Origin of the sequence: Streptomyces sp. I05A-00742 (assembly GCF_013055795.1) — a bacterium.
GTDB lineage: Bacteria > Actinomycetota > Actinomycetes > Streptomycetales > Streptomycetaceae > Streptomyces.
Window position 1 is genome coordinate 1 of sequence record NZ_JABETO010000047.1, and the last position, 17,564, is coordinate 17,564.

Genomic DNA, 17,564 nt, shown 5'->3' on the forward strand with positions numbered 1-17,564 from the left:
AGCACCCCCTCGTCCACGACCGCCCCGGCGGCCGGCCGGTCGGCGACCGGCGCCGGCCGGCCCTCCCGCACGGGCCTGCGCGCCGCCGGGGCGGGCCTGGCCGGCTCGGTGAAGAACGAGGCAGCGGGCCGCTCACCGCTCTCCACGGCCCGCACGGCAGCCGCGAGCGCCTCCGCGACAGCGGACCGCTTGGGGGCGGACGCGCCGCCGGAGCTCGCGTCCCCTGCGGCCTGACCGGCCTTCGTACCGCCGGGCTTCGGGCCTGGCGCGTCGGTCGTCTTTGCCGGTTGCGGTACGTCCGCGTCCTGTCCGGAATGTCGCTCCGCAGGGTCGCCGTCATCCGCGGCCTCCCGGCCGGGGCTCATGGTCTCTGCGGTCCGACCGTCCTCCGTACCGCCGGGCCTCGGTTCTGCCGTGCCGGCCGCGTCCGCGGTTTCCGGCGCGTCCGCGTCCTGTCCGGAAGAGCCGGAACGCCCCTCCGCCGAGGCGTCGTCCCCCGTGGCGGCCGTACCGCCGGGGCGCGCGTCGCCCGTGCCCCGACCCGTCTCCGCGCCGCCGGACCTCGGTCCTGGCGCGTCGGCCGCGTCCTGCCCGGAACGCCGCTCCGCCGGATCGCCGTCGCCCGCGGGCGTGCCCGTCGGGCTCCCCTCGGGAGCCGCGCTCCCGGACGCGTGCCGTCCGGTCGGTACGTCGTCGTGTGCGTCGGGCGCTCCGGCGTCGGGCGCGTCCGGGGCGGACGATCGCTGGGCCGGACCGCCCGGCGCCCCGGCAGTCCCGCCGTCAGGTGCTCCCTCGGCAGCGGGTGCGGCCGCGTCCGGCGGGGCCGGTGCGTCCGCGGGCGCCCGCTGTGTGTCACGTTCCGCGGCGGCCGCCTCCCGGGCTGTCACTTCGGGCGCGTCCGGCCCCTCGGGCCCGTCCGGTGTCCCACGATCCGGGGTGGCCGAGGCGTCGGCCGTCTCCCGAGCGGTGCTCTCGGGTCCCTCCGGTTCCACAGGGCCGTCCGGTCTCCCGGGATCCGCGGCAGCCCGGCCGTCCCCCGACCGCGCCCCCGGCGCGCCCTGCGGCGCGTGCGCGTGCGGGTGCGCGTGCGGTTCGGCCGCGAGGGCATGCGTGCCGGGTGTCCCGGGGGCGGCCTCGCCGCCGAGGCGGTCCGTGTTCACAGCTCGCTCCAGTCCTGATCGGGGTAGCGGTGCACCGGAGCCGACACATCGTCGAGCGCCCGGCAGATCTCGTCCGGAAGCGTAAGGGCTTCCACTGACAGAGCCGCCCTGAGCTGGTGCGCCGTGCGCGCGCCGACGATCGGGGCGGTGACGCCGGGGCGGTCGCGGACCCAGGCGAGGGCCACCTGGAGGGCGGTCGTGGCGAGGCCGTCGGCGGCGGTGGTGACGGCGTCGACGACGCGGCGCGCGGGCTCCTCCAAGTAGGGCGCGACGAACGGCGCGAGCTGGTCGGAGGCGCCCCGTGAGTCGGACGGGGTCGCGTCGCGGTACTTGCCCGTGAGGACGCCCCGGCCCAGCGGTGAGGAGGGGAGGACGCCGATGCCGAGGTCGAGCGCGGCGGGCAGTACCTCGCGCTCGATGCCGCGTTGCAGCAGCGAGTACTCCATCTGCGTGCTGGCGAGCCGGGTGCGCGCGCCCGGGGCGGCCAGCTGCCAGGTCGCGGCCTTGGCGAGCTGCCAGCCGCAGAAGTTGGAGACGCCGGCGTAGCGGGCCCGGCCGCTGGTGACGGCGATGTCGACGGCCTGGAGGGTCTCCTCCAGGGGCGTGCCCGGGTCGAAGGCGTGGAGCTGCCACAGGTCGACGTGGTCCGTGCCGAGCCGGGCCAGGGAGGCGTCGAGGGCGGCCAGCAGGTGGCCGCGCGAGCCGTCGGTGCGGTGGTCGGGGTCCAGGACGCTGCCGGCCTTGGTGGCGATGACCAGGTCGCGGCGCGGCACCGCCGTGTCGAGGAGCCGGCCGAGGAGGTATTCGGCGGCGCCGCCCGCGTAGACGTCCGCGGTGTCGACGAGCGTGCCGCCCGCCTCGTGGAAGACCCTGAGCTGTTCGGCGGCCTCGTGCTCGTCGGTGTCCCGTCCCCAGGTGAGCGTGCCGAGTCCGATCCGGGAGACGCGCAGGCCCGTGCGGCCGACATGCCTTAGCTCCATGACGGGTGAGCGTACTGGCCCGTGGCCGGGGGGTCGGGGGCCGGCCGGAGGGGAGTTCGGCTGATCATGGGACGCCCGGTACCCGGTGACGTACCGCAGGTCCGCGCGCTAGAGTCGCCGCGACGACGACGTTACTGATCGGTAGGGAGAGCGCGATGCGGCTCGGAATCAACCTCGGCTACTGGGGCGCCGGGATGGACGCGGACAATCTCGCGGTCGCCAAGGAGGCCGACCGGCTCGGCTACGCGGTCTGCTGGGCCGCCGAGGCGTACGGCTCCGACGCGCCCACCGTGCTGTCCTGGGTCGCCGCGCAGACCGAGCGGATCGACGTCGGTTCGGCGATCTTCCAGATCCCCGCCCGGACGCCCGCCATGACGGCGATGACCGCCGCCACCCTCGACTCGCTCTCCGGCGGCCGGTTCCGGCTCGGCCTCGGCGTCTCGGGGCCGCAGGTCTCCGAGGGCTGGTACGGCGTGAAGTTCGACAAGCCGCTCGCCCGCACCCGCGAGTACGTCGAGATCGTCCGCAAGGCCATGTCCCGCGAGCGCCTGACGCACGAGGGCGAGCACTGGACGCTGCCGCTGCCCGGCGGCCCGGGCAAGCCCATCAAGCTGACCGTGCACCCGGTCCGCGAGCACATCCCGCTGTACATCGCGGCCATCGGCCCCAAGAACCTGGAGCAGACCGGCGAGATCGCCGACGGCGCCCTGGTCCTGTTCTTCGCCCCGGAGCTCGCCGAGGAGACCACGCTCGGCTCGATCCGCGCCGGCCGCGCCAAGGCGGGCAAGGACCTGGACGGCTTCGACCTCGTCCCGACCGTCCCGCTGGCCCTGGGCGACGACGTGGCGGCCCTCGCGGACACCTTCCGTCCCTACACGGCCCTCTACGTGGGCGGCATGGGCAGCGCCAAGCAGAACTTCTACAACCGGCTCGCGGTGCGCATGGGGTACGAGAAGGAGGCCGCCGAGATCCAGGAGAAGTACCTCTCCGGGGACAAGAAGGGCGCCGCCGCGGCCGTCCCGCAGCAGCTCATCGACTCGACGTCACTGCTCGGCCCGGTGGAGCGGATCGCCGACCGGATGCGCGCCTACGCCGAGGCCGGGGTCACCACGCTGTCGCTGACCCCCTCGGGCTTCACGCTGGAGGAGCGGATCGCGGGGCTGCGCGCCGGCGTCGAGGCCATGGAGCGGGCCGGGCTCTGAGACGAGCCTGACGAAGGACGAGTCCGCAAGAGGCCCCTGCGGCCGTGGTGGGGGCTCGGGGTGTCTTCCCCGCCACGGCCGGCACCGGGCTCAACGCCCGCGGGCCCGGCGGGTTACGCGGCGGGGGCGCCCGGCCGTTCCCGCGCCCGCCGTCGCCCGTCCGGCCGAGCGCCCGCCGCCCTCCGGCTGGCGCCCCCCACCCCGGGGACCTTGACTGGAAGCCGACGGAGGTGAGGGCCATGCCGATGGCCGGAAGTCTGTTCCAGGAGATCCTCGACAACGACGCGGCGTACCGTCTCTTCTGCTCCATCGCCGCCGGCGGCGAAGCCCAGGGCGGCTGGGAGAACGGCCGCATCGCCACCCTGGTGCCCGAGGGCCACCGTGCCCTCGCCCCCAAGATCGCGCGACACGGCGCCGACGAGGACAAGCACGGCAGGATCTTCCTCGCCCTGCTGCGCAAACGCGGCCTGGAACCGGTCGAGGTGCCCCCGGAGACCGACTACACGATGCTCCTCGAACGCCGGGGCATCGGCCTGCCGCACACCAGGCTCCGGGCGGACGAGCCGCTGACCGAGCGGGACATCATCACCTACCTCGCCCACAGCCGCGTCACCGAACAGCGGGCGGCCGCCCAGATGGACATGCTCACCCACCACTTCGGCGACCACCCCGAGATCGGCCGGGCGATCCGGATGATCTGCCACGACGAGGCCAACCACCTCGCGTACTGCCACGAGGAGCTGCTGCGCCTCGCCGCCGCCGGACACGGCCGCACGATCCACACGCTGCTGCGGGAGACCGCCCTCGCCGAGATCGCCGTCCACCGGGACGTCGGCCTCGCCGTCATGGGGCACATGGGCCGCATCCTGCGCTGGCCCCGCGCCAAGTCGGCCGCCCTCGCCGCGGGCATCCACGCGCTGTACGGCTGGGAACGGGTCGGCGGCTGGCGGCGGATGGTCACCCTGCGGATGCCGGAGCGGCGGGACGCGCTGGGCGGCGGCGCGGCGGCCGTGGCCCCCGAGTTCGCCTGAGCCGGCCGGCCGGGGGCGCCGGGGGACCGTCACAGCCACCCCCGGTGCTTGAACAGCCGGTACAGCAGGAGGACCACCCCGGCCATCAGCACGACCGCGGCCGGGTACCCCCACGTCTGCCGCAGCTCGGGCATGTGCGTGAAGTTCATCCCGAACACCCCGGCGATCATCGTCGGGGCCGCCGCCATCGCCGCCCAGGCCGAGATCTTGCGCATGTCGTCGTTCTGCTGCACGCCCATCTGCGCCAAGTGGGCGGAGAGGATGTCGGAGAGCAGCCGGTCCAGCTGCTCCACCGACTCGTTCGCCCGCGTCAGATGGTCGCCCACGTCACGGAAGAACGGCCGTGCGTCGTCGTTCACGAACGGCAGGCCGGCGCCGGCCAGCCGGGCCACGGGGTCGGCGAGCGGCACGGTGGCCCGCCGGAACTCGACCACCTGCCGCTTGAACGCGTAGATCCGGGACGCGATGTTCTTGTTGTCCACGCCGAGCGGGGCGAACACCTCGGTCTCCAGCTCGTTCAGGTCCGCCTGGAGCAGCCCGGCCACCTCCGTGTAGTGGTCCACGACCGCGTCGCTCACCGCGTACAGCACGGCCGTCGGCCCGTACCGGAGCAGCTCCGGACGCTCCTCCAGGCGGCCCCGCAGCTCCTTCAGCGGGCTGCCCTCGCCGTGGCGGACCGTCACGACGAAGGAGTCGCCGAGGAAGAGCATCAGCTCTCCCGTGGTCACGGTGTCCGCGTCGTCGTCGTAGACGACGGGCTTGAGCACGACGAACAGCGAGTCGGCGTACACCTCCAGCTTGGGCCGCTGGTGGGCCTTGAGCGCGTCCTCCACGGCCAGGGGATGGAGTCCGAACTCGCTGGTCACCAGCGCGAACTCGCTCTCCGTCGGCTCGTGCAGGCCGACCCAGAGGAACGCGTCCCCGTCGGCGCGCGCCTGGTCGAGCGCGTCGGAGTAGTCGGCCGGGCCGTCGGTGCGGTGTCCGTTCCGGTAGATGGCGAAGTCCACGATCACGCGGGGCATTCTCCCTTCCCGGGGGCCGTTCGTCGTCCGCACCGCCCCCGGACGCCCGTCCGGGGCCGTCGTAGGCTGGCGGACATGCCCACCCTGATCCTGGTCCGGCACGGCCGGTCGACCGCCAACACCGGCGGGGTGCTCGCGGGATGGACCCCCGGCGTCGCCCTGGACGAGCGGGGCACCGCCCAGGCGGCGGCCCTCCCGGACCGCCTGCGGGAGATCCCGCTCGCCGCTCTCGTCACCAGTCCCCTCCAGCGCTGCCGGGAGACCGTGGCTCCCTTGCTCGCCGCCCGTCCTGAGCTGCCGTCGCACACGGACGAGCGGATCGGCGAGTGCCACTACGGCGACTGGTCCGGCCGCAAGCTCGCCGAGCTCCACGACGAGCCGCTGATGACCGTCGTGCAGCAGCACCCTTCCGCCGCCTCCTTCCCCGGTGGCGAGTCCCTACGCGCCATGCAGTCCCGTGCCGTCGAGGCCGTCCGGGACTGGAACGCGCGGATCGAGCGGGAGCACGGCGCCGACGCCGTCTATCTCATGTGCTCCCACGGCGATCCGATCAAGGCGATCGTCGCCGACGCCCTCGGAATGCACCTCGACCTCTTCCAGCGGATCTCCGTCGATCCGTGCTCGGTCACGGCGATCCGGTACAGCCCCCTGCGGCCCTACCTGCTGCGGCTGGGCGACACCGGCGAGACGGCCTCGCTGGCCCCCCGCGAGGAGCCGTCGGGCGGGGGAGCGGGGGCGGCTGGGGACGCGGTGGTGGGAGGCGGTGCGGGAGCACCGTGATCCACGTGCGCAGTAGGGTGGTGACGCGAGGGCGCCCCGTGCGCCCCTGACCCGTACCGGACCGCTGTTCCCCCGCCGGATCCGGAACTTACCCCTCCGACACCGAACCAATGGAGCAGGACGTTGTCCCGTCAGGTGTTCCTCTATGACCCGCCGGACCGCTTCGTGGCCGGCACGGTCGGGCTGCCGGGCCGCCGCACTTTCTTCCTCCAGGCGACCGCGGCCGGCCGGACCACCAGCGTCGCGCTGGAGAAGGCGCAGGTCGAGGCGCTCGCCGAGCGCATCGACGAACTGCTGGACGAGGTCGTCCGGCGCACCGGGGGCAATGCCCCGGTGCCGGCCGTGGCACCCGTCGAGTACGCCGACACCGCTCCCCTGGACACCCCCGTCGAGGAGGAGTTCCGGGTCGGCACCATGGCCCTGGCCTGGGACGGCGAGGGGGAGCGGATGGTCGTCGAGGCCCAGGCCCTCGTCGAGCTGGAGGCCGACACCGACGAGGACCTGGCCGCGGCCGAGGAACGCCTCCTCCAGGACGAGACCAACGGGCCGCCCATGCTGCGCGTCCGCATCACCGGCACCATGGCCCGCGCCTTCGCCAAGCGCGCCCTGGACATCGTCAACGCCGGCCGGCCGCCCTGCCCGCTGTGCAGCCTGCCGCTCGACCCGGAGGGACACGTATGTCCGCGCCAGAACGGATACCGCCGCGGAGCGTGACCCCGCAGGAGCTGCTGGCCCGCGGTGAGCTCACGGTGCGCGGCCGGATCCGCGAGGCCTCCAACGCCGTCCTGTACTGCACGGTCGCGTACGAGGGCGTCACCGCCGCCTGCGTCTACAAGCCGGTCGCCGGGGAGCGCCCGCTGTGGGACTTCCCCGACGGCACCCTCGCCCAGCGCGAGGTGGCCGCCTACGAGCTCTCCGAGGCCATGGGCTGGGGCCTCGTCCCGCCCACCGTCCTCCGCGACGGCCCCTACGGCCGCGGCATGTGCCAGCTCTGGATCGACGGCCCGGCCGGGGACGCCGCCGCCCAGGAGGTCCAGCGCCTCCTCGCCCTCGTCGAGGGCGACGAGCCCGGACCCGGCTGGAAGGCCGTCGGCTACGCGGACGTCGGCGACGACCGCACCGCCCTCCTCGTCCACGCCGACGATGAACGGCTGCGCCGGCTCGCCGTCCTCGACGCCGTCATCAACAACGGCGACCGCAAGGGCGGCCACCTCCTTCCCGCCGCCGACGGGCGTCTCTACGCCATCGACCACGGCGTCACCTTCAACGCCGACGACAAGTTGCGCACGTTGTTGTGGGGGTGGGCGGGGGAGCCGCTGACGGATGAGGCGCTGGAGGCGTTGCGGCGACTTTCGGCCGATCTGGCCGAAGGGAGTCGCCTGGCGGCGCGGCTCGCCGAATTGATCACCTCGGCCGAGATCGACGCCCTTCGGGCTCGGGTCGGGGATCTGCTGCGGACCGGGCGGCATCGGGAGCCGAGCGGGGAGTGGCCGGCGATTCCTTGGCCGCCGGTGTAGGCGCCTGCGGCGGGCGTCCTCAAACTCCCCCCGGAGGGGGCACCCCCAACAGGCTGAGACAGCCCGTCCGGCGTTTGAGGACAACCGCGCGGAGCGCGGTTTCAGGGGGTCCGGGGTCCTCCCCGGGAAACGGTGAAATGGGGGTGCCCCCTCTGGGGGAGGGACCGGGGCACAGGCACACCCCCCACCCCCCGCACAAGCCCCCCTTCTCGGCCAACCACCCGGTCCGGTTCGTATCCGGAACATGCATCCGGTTACGCTCAAGGACATGTATGCCTGGCCCGCTTCTGAGGTTCCCGCCCTGCCCGGCAAGGGCCGCGACCTCCGGATCCACGACACCGCGACCGGTGGACGGGTGACCCTCGTCCCCGGCCCCGTCGCCCGCCTCTACGTCTGCGGCATCACGCCGTACGACGCCACCCACATGGGGCACGCGGCGACCTACAACGCGTTCGACCTCGTACAGCGCGTGTGGCTCGACACCAAGCGGCAGGTCCACTACGTCCAGAACGTGACGGACATCGACGACCCGCTGCTGGAGCGGGCCGCGGCCAACGGTGACGACTGGGAGGCTCTCGCGCAGCGGGAGACGGCCCTGTTCCGTGAGGACATGACCGCGCTGCGGCTGCTCCCGCCCCGCCACTACGTGGGCGCGGTCGAGTCGATACCCAAGATCGTTCCGCTGGTCGAGCGGCTGCGCGACGCGGGCGCGGCGTACGAGCTCGAGGGCGACGTGTACTTCTCGGTCGCGTCGGACGGCCACTTCGGCGAGGTCTCCGGCCTGGACGCCGAGGCCATGCGGCTGCTGTCCGCCGAGCGCGGCGGCGACCCGGACCGGCCGGGCAAGAAGAACCCCCTCGACCCGATGCTGTGGATGGCCGCCCGCCCGGGCGAGCCGAGCTGGGACGGCGCCTCGCTGGGCCCCGGGCGCCCCGGCTGGCACATCGAGTGCGTCGCGATCGCCCTGGAGCACTTCGGCATGGGCTTCGACGTCCAGGGCGGCGGCTCGGACCTGATCTTCCCGCACCACGAGATGGGCGCCTCCCACGCACAGGCGCTGACCGGCGAGCACCCCTTCGCCAAGACGTACGTCCACGCGGGGATGGTCGCCCTGCACGGCGAGAAGATGTCCAAGTCCAAGGGCAACCTGGTCTTCGTCTCCGCCCTGCGCCGCGAGGGCATGGACCCGGCCGCGATCCGGCTCGCGCTGCTGTCCCACCACTACCGGGCCGACTGGGAGTGGACCGACGCCGTGCCGGACGAGGCCGTCGAGCGCCTCGGCCGCTGGCGGGCGGCGGTCTCCCGGCCGGACGGTCCCCCGGCGGACGCCCTGGTGGAGGAGGTCCGCGAGGCCCTCGCCGACGACCTCGACGCCCCGGCCGCCCTGGCCGCCGTCGACCGCTGGGCCGCCACCCAGGCCGCCGGCGGCGGCACGGACGAGGGCGCGCCCGGACTGGTGTCGCGCACGGTGGACGCGCTGCTGGGTGTGGCGCTCTGACGCCGCCCGCGCTCTGACGCCGCCCCGGCCGAGGTGCCCGCCGCCGTCCAGGTGGCGGGCATCCGCTTTTGGGGCGGTCTGGCCGGAGGAGCGGCATCTGTGCTGAGGTGAGCCGACCGCACAGCCGACTGCACGTCGACCCCACCGCCGGGCGCACGCCCGCCGCCGGAAGGACGCCGCCATGCACCGTGCCGCCGCACGTCGTCCGCTCGACCGCCGAGGACTGCTGGGCGCGGGAGCCGCCGCTGCCGCCGCGGCGGCTCTCGGCCCCCTCGCCCCCGCGGCCCGGGCCGCCGCGCCCGCCCCCTGGCCCACCCGTTTCCCGCTTCCCGACGGCTTCCGGCCCGAGGGCATCGCGACCGGCCCCGGCCCGTACGCCTGGTTCGGCTCCCTCGGCAGCGGCGCGCTGTACCGCGCGCACCTGCCCACCGGCCGCGGTGGCGTGCTGCCGACCCGGATGGAGGTCGGCTCGGTCGGGCTCAAGACCGACCGCCGCGGGCGCGCCTTCGTCGCCGGCGGCCCCACCCGGCAACTGCGCGTCGTGGACACCCGCGACGGCCGGATCCTCGCCGTGTACGAGGTCGGCAGACCGGCGACGCTGATCAACGACGTGGTGCTCACCGACCGGGCGGCCTGGTTCACCGACTCGACGCAGGCCCTCGTGCACGGCCTCCCGCTCGGCCCGCGCGGCGAACTCCCCTCCGCCCGCGACGTGATCACGCTCCCGCTGACGGGCGAGTGGGCCGAGGCCCCCGCCGACGGCTTCACCTCCAACGGCATCTCCGCCACACCCGACGGCCGCGCCCTGCTCGTCGTCAACGTCTTCCAGGAGGGCGGCAGCCTCCTCCGCGTCGACCCGCGCACCGGCGACACCCGCCGTGTGGACCTCGGCGGCCGGAAGCTGCCCGACGGCGACGGGCTGCTGCTCCTGGGCCGCACCCTGTACGTCGTCCAGCAGGTGCAGAACGCGATCGACGTCTTCCACCTGGACGCCGCCGGCCTGCGTGGAACCTGGACCACCCGCATCACCGACCCGCGCTTCCGCATCCCCACCACCGTGGCCGCCCACGGCGACCGCCTCTACCTCCCCAACTCCCGCTTCACGGAGGAGCCGAAGCCCACCACGGAGTACGACGTGGTGGCGGTGCGCAGGGCGGGCTGACTTCAGCCTGTTGGGGGCCCTGTGGGGGAGGACCGGGGAGCCGCACCGTAGTCGTGCACACATCACATGCGCTAAGCATTCCGCATGACCATGACTACGACCACGACCACACGCGGACGACGCAGAACAACCGTCGCCGCCACCCTGCTGGGCCTCCTGGCGGCGGCCGTCGGCCCGGCGGCCGGCGCCAGGGCCGACGACCCGCCCGCACCCCGGCACACCGTGGGCGACGTCACCGCGTTCACCGCGCACGGCCCCGACTACCGGTTACGCGCGGGCGACGCCGAGGCCCGCGTCCGCTTCGTCACCCCGGACACCCTCCGCCTCGAACTCGCCCCCGACGGGAAGTTCACCGACCCCACCGGCACCGACATCGTCCTGCCGCAGGGGCCACCCCCGCCCACCCGCTGGCGCGACCGCGGCGACCGCTACGAACTCAGCACCTCCCGCGTCACCCTGCGCGCCTACAAGGCGCCCCTGCGCTTCGCCCTGTACCGCGCCGACGGCACCCGGCTCTGGTCCGAGACCAAGGGCCTGACCTGGGACAAGGACGGCACGACGCAGACCCTCGCACGCGGCGCCCGCGAGCAGTTCTACGGCGCCGGCATGCAGAACGGCCGCGGCAACACCTCGCACCGCGGCAAGAAGGTCGAGGTCGGCGTCGACTACAACTGGGACGACGGCGGTCACCCCAACTCCGTCCCGTTCTACCTCTCCTCGGCCGGCTACGGCACCTACCGCAACACGTACGCCCCCAACACCTACGACTTCGCCGACCCGGTGACCGCCACCGCCCGCGAACAGCGCTTCGACGCCTACTACTTCGCGGGACCGACGGCCAAGGACGTCATAGGCCAGTACACGAAGCTGACCGGCAGACCGTTCCTCCCACCGCTGTACGGCCTGGAAGTGGGCGACTCCGACTGCTACCTGCACAACAAGAACCGCGGCGAGCGCCGCACCCTCGACGCCCTCAAGATCGCCGACGGCTACGTCGCACACGACCTGCCCCTCGGCTGGATGCTCGTCAACGACGGCTACGGCTGCGGCTACGAGAACCTGCCCGAGGTGAACAAGGGCCTGGCCGACCGCAAGATGACGATGGGCCTCTGGACCGAGGACGGCCTCGGCAAGCTCGCCGACCAGGTGCGCGCCGGACAGCGCGTCGCGAAACTGGACGTCGCCTGGGTCGGCGACGGCTACAAGTTCGCCCTCGACGGCTGCAAGGACGCCTACAAGGGCATCGAGGACAACAGCGACGCCCGCGGCTTCACCTGGGCCCCGGAGAGCTGGTCGGGCGCCCAGCGCTGCGGCGTCCAGTGGTCCGGCGACCAGAAGGGCTCCTGGGAGTACATCCGCTGGCAGATCCCCACGTACGCGGGCGCGACCATGTCCGGCCTCGCCTACACCACCGGTGACATCGACGGCATCTTCGGCGGCAGCCCGAAGACGTACGTCCGCGACCTCCAGTGGAAGGCGTTCCTCCCCGCCGTCATGACCATGGACGGCTGGGCGCCGAGCGACAAGCAGCCCTGGCGGTACGGGGAGCCGTACACCGCCATCAACCGCAAGTACCTCAAGCTGAAGGAGTCGCTGCTCCCGTACATGTACACCTACGCGGCCGAGGCGACTCGCACCGGCGTCGGCCCGGTCCGGCCCCTGGCCCTGGAGTACCCGGACGACCCGAACGCGGCGACGGACGCGGCCAAGTACGAGTTCCTGAGCGGCGACTCCTTCCTCGTCGCCCCGGTGTACGAGGACAAGGAGACCCGCGACGGCATCTACCTGCCGCGCGGCACCTGGACCGACTACTGGACCGGCCGCACGTACCGGGGCCCGGCCACGATCGACGGCTACCGCGCCCCGCTCGACACCCTGCCGCTCTTCGTCAAGGCCGGGGCGAACATCCCCATGTGGCCCGGGATCCGCTCCCACCGCGACCGCACGCCCGGCTCCCCGCTCGCCTGGGACCTCTACCCGAAGGGCACCTCCTCCTTCACCCTCTACGAGGACGACGGCACGACCCGTGCCCACCGCACGGGCGCGTCCGCCCGCCAGACGGTGACCGTCCACGCGCCGCGCACCGGCCGGGGCGACGTCACCGTCCGGGTCGGCGCGTCCCGGGGCGACTTCACGGGCAAGCAGACCTCACGCCCGTACGCGTTCACCGTCCACTCGCGGACAGCACCGCACGCCGTGACGCTCGCCGGGCGGACCCTGCCGCGGATGGCGCCCGGTTCCTCCGGGGCGGGCTGGTGGTACGACCCGGACGACCGCGGCGGCATCGTCCACGTCACGACGGCGAGCCGTGCCACGGACCGGCCGTTCACGCTGACGCTGCACGGGGCGAGCGCGGTGGGGTGAGGTGAGATGACGTCCGGCGCGGCGGGGTGCCCCGTCGCGGGCGTCCGATCCGTTCAAGACGGAGGTGATCGTCCTCCGTAGCGTCGGCGGGGTGCGGGCGGCCTCCCGCACCCCGCCGACGCCGAGTTGGAGCCACCATGCACCCCGCCGAGCGCACCGCGCGCATGCGCATAGGAATCGGTCTGCCGAACGCCGTCCCCGGTCGCCCCGCCCAGGGCATCGCCCCCTGGGCCCGGGAGAGCGAAGACCTGGGATTCCACTCCCTCGGCTCGATCGACCGCCTCCTGTACGACGTCCTTGACCCGCTCGTCGCCCTCGCCGCCGCGGCCGCGGCGACCGAGCGGGTCCGCCTCGTCACCAACGTCCTCAACGTGGGCTGGCGCAACAACGCCGTCCTGCTGGCCAAACAGCTCGCCTCCCTCGACCTCCTCTCCGGCGGTCGGCTGACGGCGGGACTGGGCATCGGCGGCTGGCCCCAGGACTTCGCCGCCGGCGGTGTGCCGGCGAAAGGACACGGCAGGCTGTTCGACGACGCCCTGCTGACCATGCGCCGGACGTGGAACGGGGAGGTGACCGGCCTCGCCGGCCCTCCGCCCCTGCCCGGCCCCGGACGCCCCGGACTGCTCGTCGGCGGCATGGTCCGGGCCGGCTGGGCACGCGCCGCCCGCTTCGCCGAGGGCTGGGTCGCACCGGGCGCGGGCCGCGCCCTCCTCCTCGACGGCATCCGGGGCGTGACCGAGGAATGGGCCGCGGCGGGCCGCTCCGGCCGCCCCCGGATCCTCACCTCCCGCTACTTCTGCTGCGGCCCCGACGCGGCCAACGCCCTCTCCGACCATGTGGCCCACTACTACGGTTCGAAGGATTCGGAGTACTACGCCACCTTCCGCGCCGACTGCCTCGACTCCGACGAACGCCTCCACGCCGAACTGACCGCCCTCGCCCTGGCCGGCGTCGACGACGTGCTGCTCCTGCCGTGCTCCGCGACTCTCGACCAGGTCGGGCTGCTCGCGGAGGCTCTGGAACGGGTGGGGGCGCGGCGCGATCCGGACTTCGTCTTCGAGACCGGCCGGGCCGGCTGACGGGGAGGGCACCTCCGGCCCAACCGTAGGGAGGACGACGTGAACGATCTTCCCGCTCCCCCCGCTCCCCACATCGAGGTCGACGGCCGTCCTGTCCCGGCCGACCCGCTGTTCCTCTCGCTCCTCGGCGGTTACGGTCACATGACCGCGATGGAGATCAGGGACGGCCGGGTGCGCGGGCTGGACCTGCCCCTCGCCCGGCTCGACGCCGCCACGCGCGAGCTGTTCGGTGAGGGACTGGACGGCGGGACGGTCCGCGACCGGGTCCGGCAGGCGCTGCGGTCCGCGGGGACGGCCGATGCCGCGGTACGCGTCTATGTCCACGCGCCCGCCGCCCCGGCGCCGCAGCGGACGGTCCGGTCACCACGGTGATCGTCCGGCCCCCGACTCCCGAGTACGGGCCGCCGCAGAGCCTGCGCAGCGTCCAGTACCTGCGCCCTGCCGCCCACATCAAGCACGTGGGCGTCTTCGGGCAGGCGTACCACCTGCGACGGGCGCAGGCCGCCGGCTTCGACGAGGCGCTGCTGGTGGGGCCGGACGGGGCCGTGGCCGAAGGGGCCATCACCAACGTGGGCTTCGTCCGGGGCGACACGGTGATCTGGCCGGACGCCCCCGCCCTGGACGGCATCACCATGCTGCTGCTGCGCCGCGAGCTGGAACGCGCCGGCCTCCGCTGGCTCCGGCAGCCCGTCCGCCTCGGCGAACTCGCCTCCTTCGACGGCGCCTTCGTCTCCAACTCCCGCGGAGTGACCCCCATCGGACGCATCGACGAGCAGCACGTCCCTACAGATGTGGCGCTCGTGGCCCGGCTCCGGGCTCTGTACGCGGCCGCGCACCGGAACGAGGTCTGAGCCTCTGAACCCGGCTCTGGAACTCCCGTACGGACCAGCCCGTTCCCTCCACATGATGAGCCTGCTCACGGGCCCTGGCCTGGCCCTGCTGATCGTCGTCCCGCTCTTCCTGCTCGCCGCCGCCCGCAAGGGCGTCCAGCTCGTCCGGGGGAGCGGTGGCGGCGGCCCGCGCGGCGCGGGCGCTTCGGCGACGGAGGAGCTGCACGCCCTGATCTACCCGAGCAAGCGCGTCCAGTTGGACCAGCGCCGGATCGAACTCGTCCTGCGCGACGACGAACAGGACGGCGCCCCGCGGCGCGCAGACATCGACCTCGACGCCGGAACGGCCCGCCTGACCCCCCGCGACCACGCGCACTAGATTGCGACCATGGACCCCGCCTCCCTCCCCCGCGTCGAATTCGCCTTCCCCGGCCCCCTCCGCGACCGCCTCGTCGCCGCCGTCCTCGACGGCTCCAAGACCTCCACCACCGGCCTCGTCATCGACTACGAACACGAGGGCGAACCCCTTCCCCGCCCGGGGCAGCGAAGCGTCGTCGTCGACTCCGCCGACCACCCCGTCGCGGTCATCGAGGTGACCGACGTACGCGTCGTCCCCCTCGCCGACGTCGACTTCGCCCACGTCGTCGCCGAAGGCGAAGGCGACACCTCCATCGCCGAATGGCGCGCCAACCACGAATCCTTCTGGCACAGCCCCGAGATGCGCGCCGCCCTCGACGACCCCACGTTCACGGTCGACGACGCCACGCAGACGGTCCTGGAACGGTTCCGGCTGGTGGCCGACCTGCGCTGACCGCCCGCTGCCGGGACGACAACCGAAGTCCCGCGATCAGCAGCCGCGCCGACGCCGCTCGTGACCGCATGCGCATCCGCACACAAGGCGTTCGACGGGCACTTCGCCGTCCTCCACCGTTCTGCCGACGCGACGGATGTCCGTCCCACCCGTGCAGTCGCCGTGACGCCCGAGCCTGCACTCAGGTGTGGTGTACGAGGGCGGTTCCACCTGACGGATCAGGGGCACGGGGCCGCCCTCCCGGCCAGTTGCAGAAGCGCGGCGTCGATCGCCTCCCGGAGTTCGCCGGCGGACGTGAGGGCCGGCACGCCGGGAAGCACCCAGACACGATCGCCCTGGTATTTTCCGGGCGGAGGAGCTAACAACTCCGCCCCCTTGGGGTGCCGTACGACACCGGGCGGGCCCATGAGGCGGTGGGACGAGCCGAGCGGCAGCAGCCACCACATCGCGTGTTCCACACCACCCATCAAGTAGGGGCCGATGTGCCGCTTCCGGGCCTTCAGTTGGGCAATGGCGGCGGTCGCAAGGGTGAAGTCGAGCTGGACGAGATCCCAATGGATCCCGATGGTCAAGGGGGTGGTCCGACCCGAGGACCACTGAGCTGTCACGATGCGCTGGTCCGGAGCTGCCCGGCAGAGCCGGCGAGTCACGGTGCTCGCTGATCCGTCCCGTCGTAGGGGGCGTGATCGACTCCCGTGTTCGGTGAGCAGGGCGGCTGTGCGCCTGCGGTCACTGAAGGGCGTCTCCGATGAGACGCCCGCACTGGAATGGTCCACCGGTGGACTAGTCAGGGCGAGGTGTGGAACCACGAAAGCCCCCGCCAAGTGCGGGGGGCCACGGGGTGAGTTGACGATCGCCTAGTCGGTCATCGAATACTCGTCCGTACGGGTCCACCTGCCGCCCGGGCTGACTCCCACCTCGTAGGTGAGCGCCCGGCCCTCGGCGTCGTACGCCACGTGTCGTGCCTCCGCGACGGCGGCAGGGCCTTCGAGCCGCAGCAGTTCCAGCTCCGCTGCCGTTGCCAGCCGCGCGGTCCACCAGTCGCGCCCGGTGTGCGGTCGCCGACCGGTCTGCATCTCGACGTAGCGGGTCGTGCCCTCCCGCACGCGCTCCCGGTGGAGGAGGCGTGGGGCCGCGGCGGCCACGTCTGCGGTGAACCACGACCACGAGGTCGCAGTCGGGTCTCGCCTTCGAAAGTGACGCGATGCCTTCGCGCCACCTGTTCGCCCACGTTGATGTTCAGGGCGGTGGCCACCTCTTCCGGTGTGGGAAGCAACTCCGCCCCGATGATCTCCGCGTACTCGCCGGCGGTGTACACCTGACCTGTGCGTACGGCGGTGCGGTACCGCTCACCGGCCGTCCGTGCCAGAGGTGCGCGCTCGCGCACGGTCGAACCCGTCCCCTGCCGGGTCTCGACCAGCCCCTCCTGGCGGAGTACATCGAGTGCGCGCACGACGGTGGCCCGTGCCACCGACCAACGTTCCGTCAGCTCCCGCTCCGACGGGAGGGCATCGCCCGCCCTCAACTCACCCCGGACGATGCGGCCCCGGATGTCTCCGGCGATCTGGTCGTACTTCGGTAGCGCCATGGATACCTCAACTCATCTGGTGGACCAGTCCAGTAGTCACGGTGGGGACGGGCCCGGCGCCGGTCAAGGCGAGGACTGAGGACATGTGTGCGGACGGTACGGTTTCGGCTGACGCCGGGCCGCGGAGGGGACGTCTGCGCCATCGCCGTCCTCGCCGCCGGGGGCGGCTTCATTGACGTTCCCGCGTTGGAAGCCGCGACCGGGCGCCCGGTTCGCAGCACAGCGCCGCCCGGGTGAGCTGAAGCGAGACCCACCGCCCGATGCTCTGATCGTCGCGCCCATGACCATGGACACGGCCAACAAGTGGGCCGCCGGGATCGCCGACACCTACGCCCTCGGGCTGGCCGTCATCGCTCTGCCTGACTGGTCCACGGCCCCGGACGGTCACCCGGCCACATGACGGTCGCCGGAAGTGCTGTGCAGCACTGGCATCCGGGTCCTTTACGGCGAGGGTGACCGGACGCCGCAATGCCCCGGGCGCCGGCGGCCGGTTCGTGGACGTCCATCCGTGGGAGCCGACCTTGGACGCCGTCCGGAGCC

General features: G+C 73.3%; 18 protein-coding genes and 2 pseudogenes. 15 read left to right on the top strand and 5 right to left on the bottom strand.

Annotated features, from left to right (window positions below):
* On the top strand, positions 1-234 hold a 234-nt coding region (locus HN013_RS28440; protein WP_212764925.1), incomplete at its 5' end, for a hypothetical protein.
* Positions 235-1,156: 922 nt separating this feature from the next.
* Here HN013_RS28440 and HN013_RS28445 read toward each other — a convergent pair.
* Complete coding sequence (locus tag HN013_RS28445) at positions 1,157-2,140, bottom strand: aldo/keto reductase (protein WP_171171268.1); 984 nt, start codon at positions 2,138-2,140, stop codon at positions 1,157-1,159.
* A gap of 155 nt (positions 2,141-2,295) precedes the next feature.
* On the opposite strand from HN013_RS28445, the gene HN013_RS28450 reads away from it, so the two are divergent.
* Entirely contained in the window at positions 2,296-3,342 is a 1,047-nt protein-coding gene (locus HN013_RS28450; RefSeq protein WP_171171270.1) for an LLM class F420-dependent oxidoreductase, read from the top strand.
* A 239-nt stretch (positions 3,343-3,581) separates the two neighbouring features.
* Positions 3,582-4,373 carry a ferritin-like domain-containing protein gene (locus tag HN013_RS28455; RefSeq protein ID WP_171171272.1) on the top strand — a complete coding sequence of 264 codons (792 nt, stop codon included), beginning with the start codon at positions 3,582-3,584 and terminating at the stop codon, positions 4,371-4,373.
* Between the two features lie 29 nt (positions 4,374-4,402).
* On the opposite strand, the gene HN013_RS28460 is transcribed toward HN013_RS28455, so the two are convergent.
* On the bottom strand, positions 4,403-5,395 hold the full coding sequence (locus HN013_RS28460) for a magnesium and cobalt transport protein CorA (RefSeq protein ID WP_171171274.1): 993 nt from the start codon (positions 5,393-5,395) through the stop codon (positions 4,403-4,405).
* Positions 5,396-5,470: 75 nt separating this feature from the next.
* Here HN013_RS28460 and HN013_RS28465 point away from each other — a divergent pair, with 75 nt between their 5' ends.
* From HN013_RS28465 to HN013_RS28510, 11 genes and pseudogenes are all read left to right on the top strand, one after another.
* Positions 5,471-6,175, top strand: coding sequence for a histidine phosphatase family protein (locus tag HN013_RS28465; RefSeq protein WP_171171276.1), 705 nt, complete (start codon positions 5,471-5,473; stop codon positions 6,173-6,175).
* A 123-nt stretch (positions 6,176-6,298) separates the two neighbouring features.
* Positions 6,299-6,889: a DUF3090 domain-containing protein gene (locus HN013_RS28470; RefSeq protein ID WP_171171277.1), complete on the top strand. Its 591-nt coding sequence runs from the start codon at positions 6,299-6,301 to the stop codon at positions 6,887-6,889.
* The gene (locus HN013_RS28475) at positions 6,853-7,692 is read left to right on the top strand and encodes an SCO1664 family protein (protein WP_171171279.1); all 840 of its coding nucleotides are present in this window, start codon (positions 6,853-6,855) and stop codon (positions 7,690-7,692) included. The genes HN013_RS28470 and HN013_RS28475 overlap by 37 nt, the downstream gene beginning before the upstream one ends.
* A gap of 268 nt (positions 7,693-7,960) precedes the next feature.
* Positions 7,961-9,190: a cysteine--1-D-myo-inosityl 2-amino-2-deoxy-alpha-D-glucopyranoside ligase gene (gene mshC, locus HN013_RS28480; RefSeq protein WP_171171281.1), complete on the top strand. Its 1,230-nt coding sequence runs from the start codon at positions 7,961-7,963 to the stop codon at positions 9,188-9,190.
* A 181-nt stretch (positions 9,191-9,371) separates the two neighbouring features.
* Positions 9,372-10,352: a superoxide dismutase gene (locus HN013_RS28485; protein WP_171171283.1), complete on the top strand. Its 981-nt coding sequence runs from the start codon at positions 9,372-9,374 to the stop codon at positions 10,350-10,352.
* Positions 10,353-10,442: 90 nt separating this feature from the next.
* Positions 10,443-12,713: pseudogene (locus HN013_RS28490) on the top strand (TIM-barrel domain-containing protein); the annotation flags it as partial.
* 140 nt (positions 12,714-12,853) lie between these two features.
* Positions 12,854-13,795: an LLM class flavin-dependent oxidoreductase gene (locus tag HN013_RS28495; protein ID WP_249375524.1), complete on the top strand. Its 942-nt coding sequence runs from the start codon at positions 12,854-12,856 to the stop codon at positions 13,793-13,795.
* A 39-nt stretch (positions 13,796-13,834) separates the two neighbouring features.
* Complete coding sequence (locus HN013_RS33385) at positions 13,835-14,167, top strand: hypothetical protein (protein WP_249375526.1); 333 nt, start codon at positions 13,835-13,837, stop codon at positions 14,165-14,167.
* Positions 14,164-14,646: an aminotransferase class IV gene (locus HN013_RS33390; protein ID WP_312018740.1), complete on the top strand. Its 483-nt coding sequence runs from the start codon at positions 14,164-14,166 to the stop codon at positions 14,644-14,646. The genes HN013_RS33385 and HN013_RS33390 overlap by 4 nt, the downstream gene beginning before the upstream one ends.
* Positions 14,647-14,701: 55 nt before the next feature.
* The gene (locus HN013_RS28505) at positions 14,702-15,004 is read left to right on the top strand and encodes a DUF6191 domain-containing protein (protein WP_171171285.1); all 303 of its coding nucleotides are present in this window, start codon (positions 14,702-14,704) and stop codon (positions 15,002-15,004) included.
* A gap of 9 nt (positions 15,005-15,013) precedes the next feature.
* Positions 15,014-15,436, top strand: coding sequence for an ASCH domain-containing protein (locus tag HN013_RS28510; RefSeq protein ID WP_171171287.1), 423 nt, complete (start codon positions 15,014-15,016; stop codon positions 15,434-15,436).
* A gap of 218 nt (positions 15,437-15,654) precedes the next feature.
* Here the strand turns inward: HN013_RS28510 and HN013_RS28515 are convergent, their stop codons facing one another.
* The 3 genes and pseudogenes from HN013_RS28515 to HN013_RS33400 all read right to left on the bottom strand — a co-directional run.
* On the bottom strand, positions 15,655-16,008 hold the full coding sequence (locus tag HN013_RS28515) for a hypothetical protein (RefSeq protein WP_171171288.1): 354 nt from the start codon (positions 16,006-16,008) through the stop codon (positions 15,655-15,657).
* A 285-nt stretch (positions 16,009-16,293) separates the two neighbouring features.
* Entirely contained in the window at positions 16,294-16,542 is a 249-nt protein-coding gene (locus tag HN013_RS33395; protein WP_398980913.1) for a UTRA domain-containing protein, read from the bottom strand.
* Positions 16,543-16,880: 338 nt separating this feature from the next.
* Positions 16,881-17,024, bottom strand: a pseudogene (locus HN013_RS33400) (GntR family transcriptional regulator); the annotation flags it as partial.
* A gap of 172 nt (positions 17,025-17,196) precedes the next feature.
* Here HN013_RS33400 and HN013_RS34255 point away from each other — a divergent pair.
* On the top strand, positions 17,197-17,424 hold the full coding sequence (locus HN013_RS34255; protein WP_398980915.1) for a flavoprotein: 228 nt from the start codon (positions 17,197-17,199) through the stop codon (positions 17,422-17,424).
* The last annotated feature ends 140 nt before the right edge of the window (positions 17,425-17,564 follow it).

Excerpts from the sequence above, each read along its gene's own strand:
- HN013_RS28445 (WP_171171268.1), bottom strand. The coding sequence starts at position 2,140 with ATGGAGCTAAGGCATGTCGGCCGCACGGGCCTGCGCGTCTCCCGGATC.
- HN013_RS28450 (WP_171171270.1), top strand. The coding sequence starts at position 2,296 with ATGCGGCTCGGAATCAACCTCGGCTACTGGGGCGCCGGGATGGACGCG.
- HN013_RS28455 (WP_171171272.1), top strand. The coding sequence starts at position 3,582 with ATGCCGATGGCCGGAAGTCTGTTCCAGGAGATCCTCGACAACGACGCG.
- HN013_RS28460 (WP_171171274.1), bottom strand. The coding sequence starts at position 5,395 with ATGCCCCGCGTGATCGTGGACTTCGCCATCTACCGGAACGGACACCGC.
- HN013_RS28465 (WP_171171276.1), top strand. The coding sequence starts at position 5,471 with ATGCCCACCCTGATCCTGGTCCGGCACGGCCGGTCGACCGCCAACACC.
- HN013_RS28475 (WP_171171279.1), top strand. The coding sequence starts at position 6,853 with ATGTCCGCGCCAGAACGGATACCGCCGCGGAGCGTGACCCCGCAGGAG.
- mshC (WP_171171281.1), top strand. The coding sequence starts at position 7,961 with ATGTATGCCTGGCCCGCTTCTGAGGTTCCCGCCCTGCCCGGCAAGGGC.
- HN013_RS28485 (WP_171171283.1), top strand. The coding sequence starts at position 9,372 with ATGCACCGTGCCGCCGCACGTCGTCCGCTCGACCGCCGAGGACTGCTG.
- HN013_RS28495 (WP_249375524.1), top strand. The coding sequence starts at position 12,854 with ATGCACCCCGCCGAGCGCACCGCGCGCATGCGCATAGGAATCGGTCTG.
- HN013_RS28505 (WP_171171285.1), top strand. The coding sequence starts at position 14,702 with ATGAGCCTGCTCACGGGCCCTGGCCTGGCCCTGCTGATCGTCGTCCCG.
- HN013_RS28510 (WP_171171287.1), top strand. The coding sequence starts at position 15,014 with ATGGACCCCGCCTCCCTCCCCCGCGTCGAATTCGCCTTCCCCGGCCCC.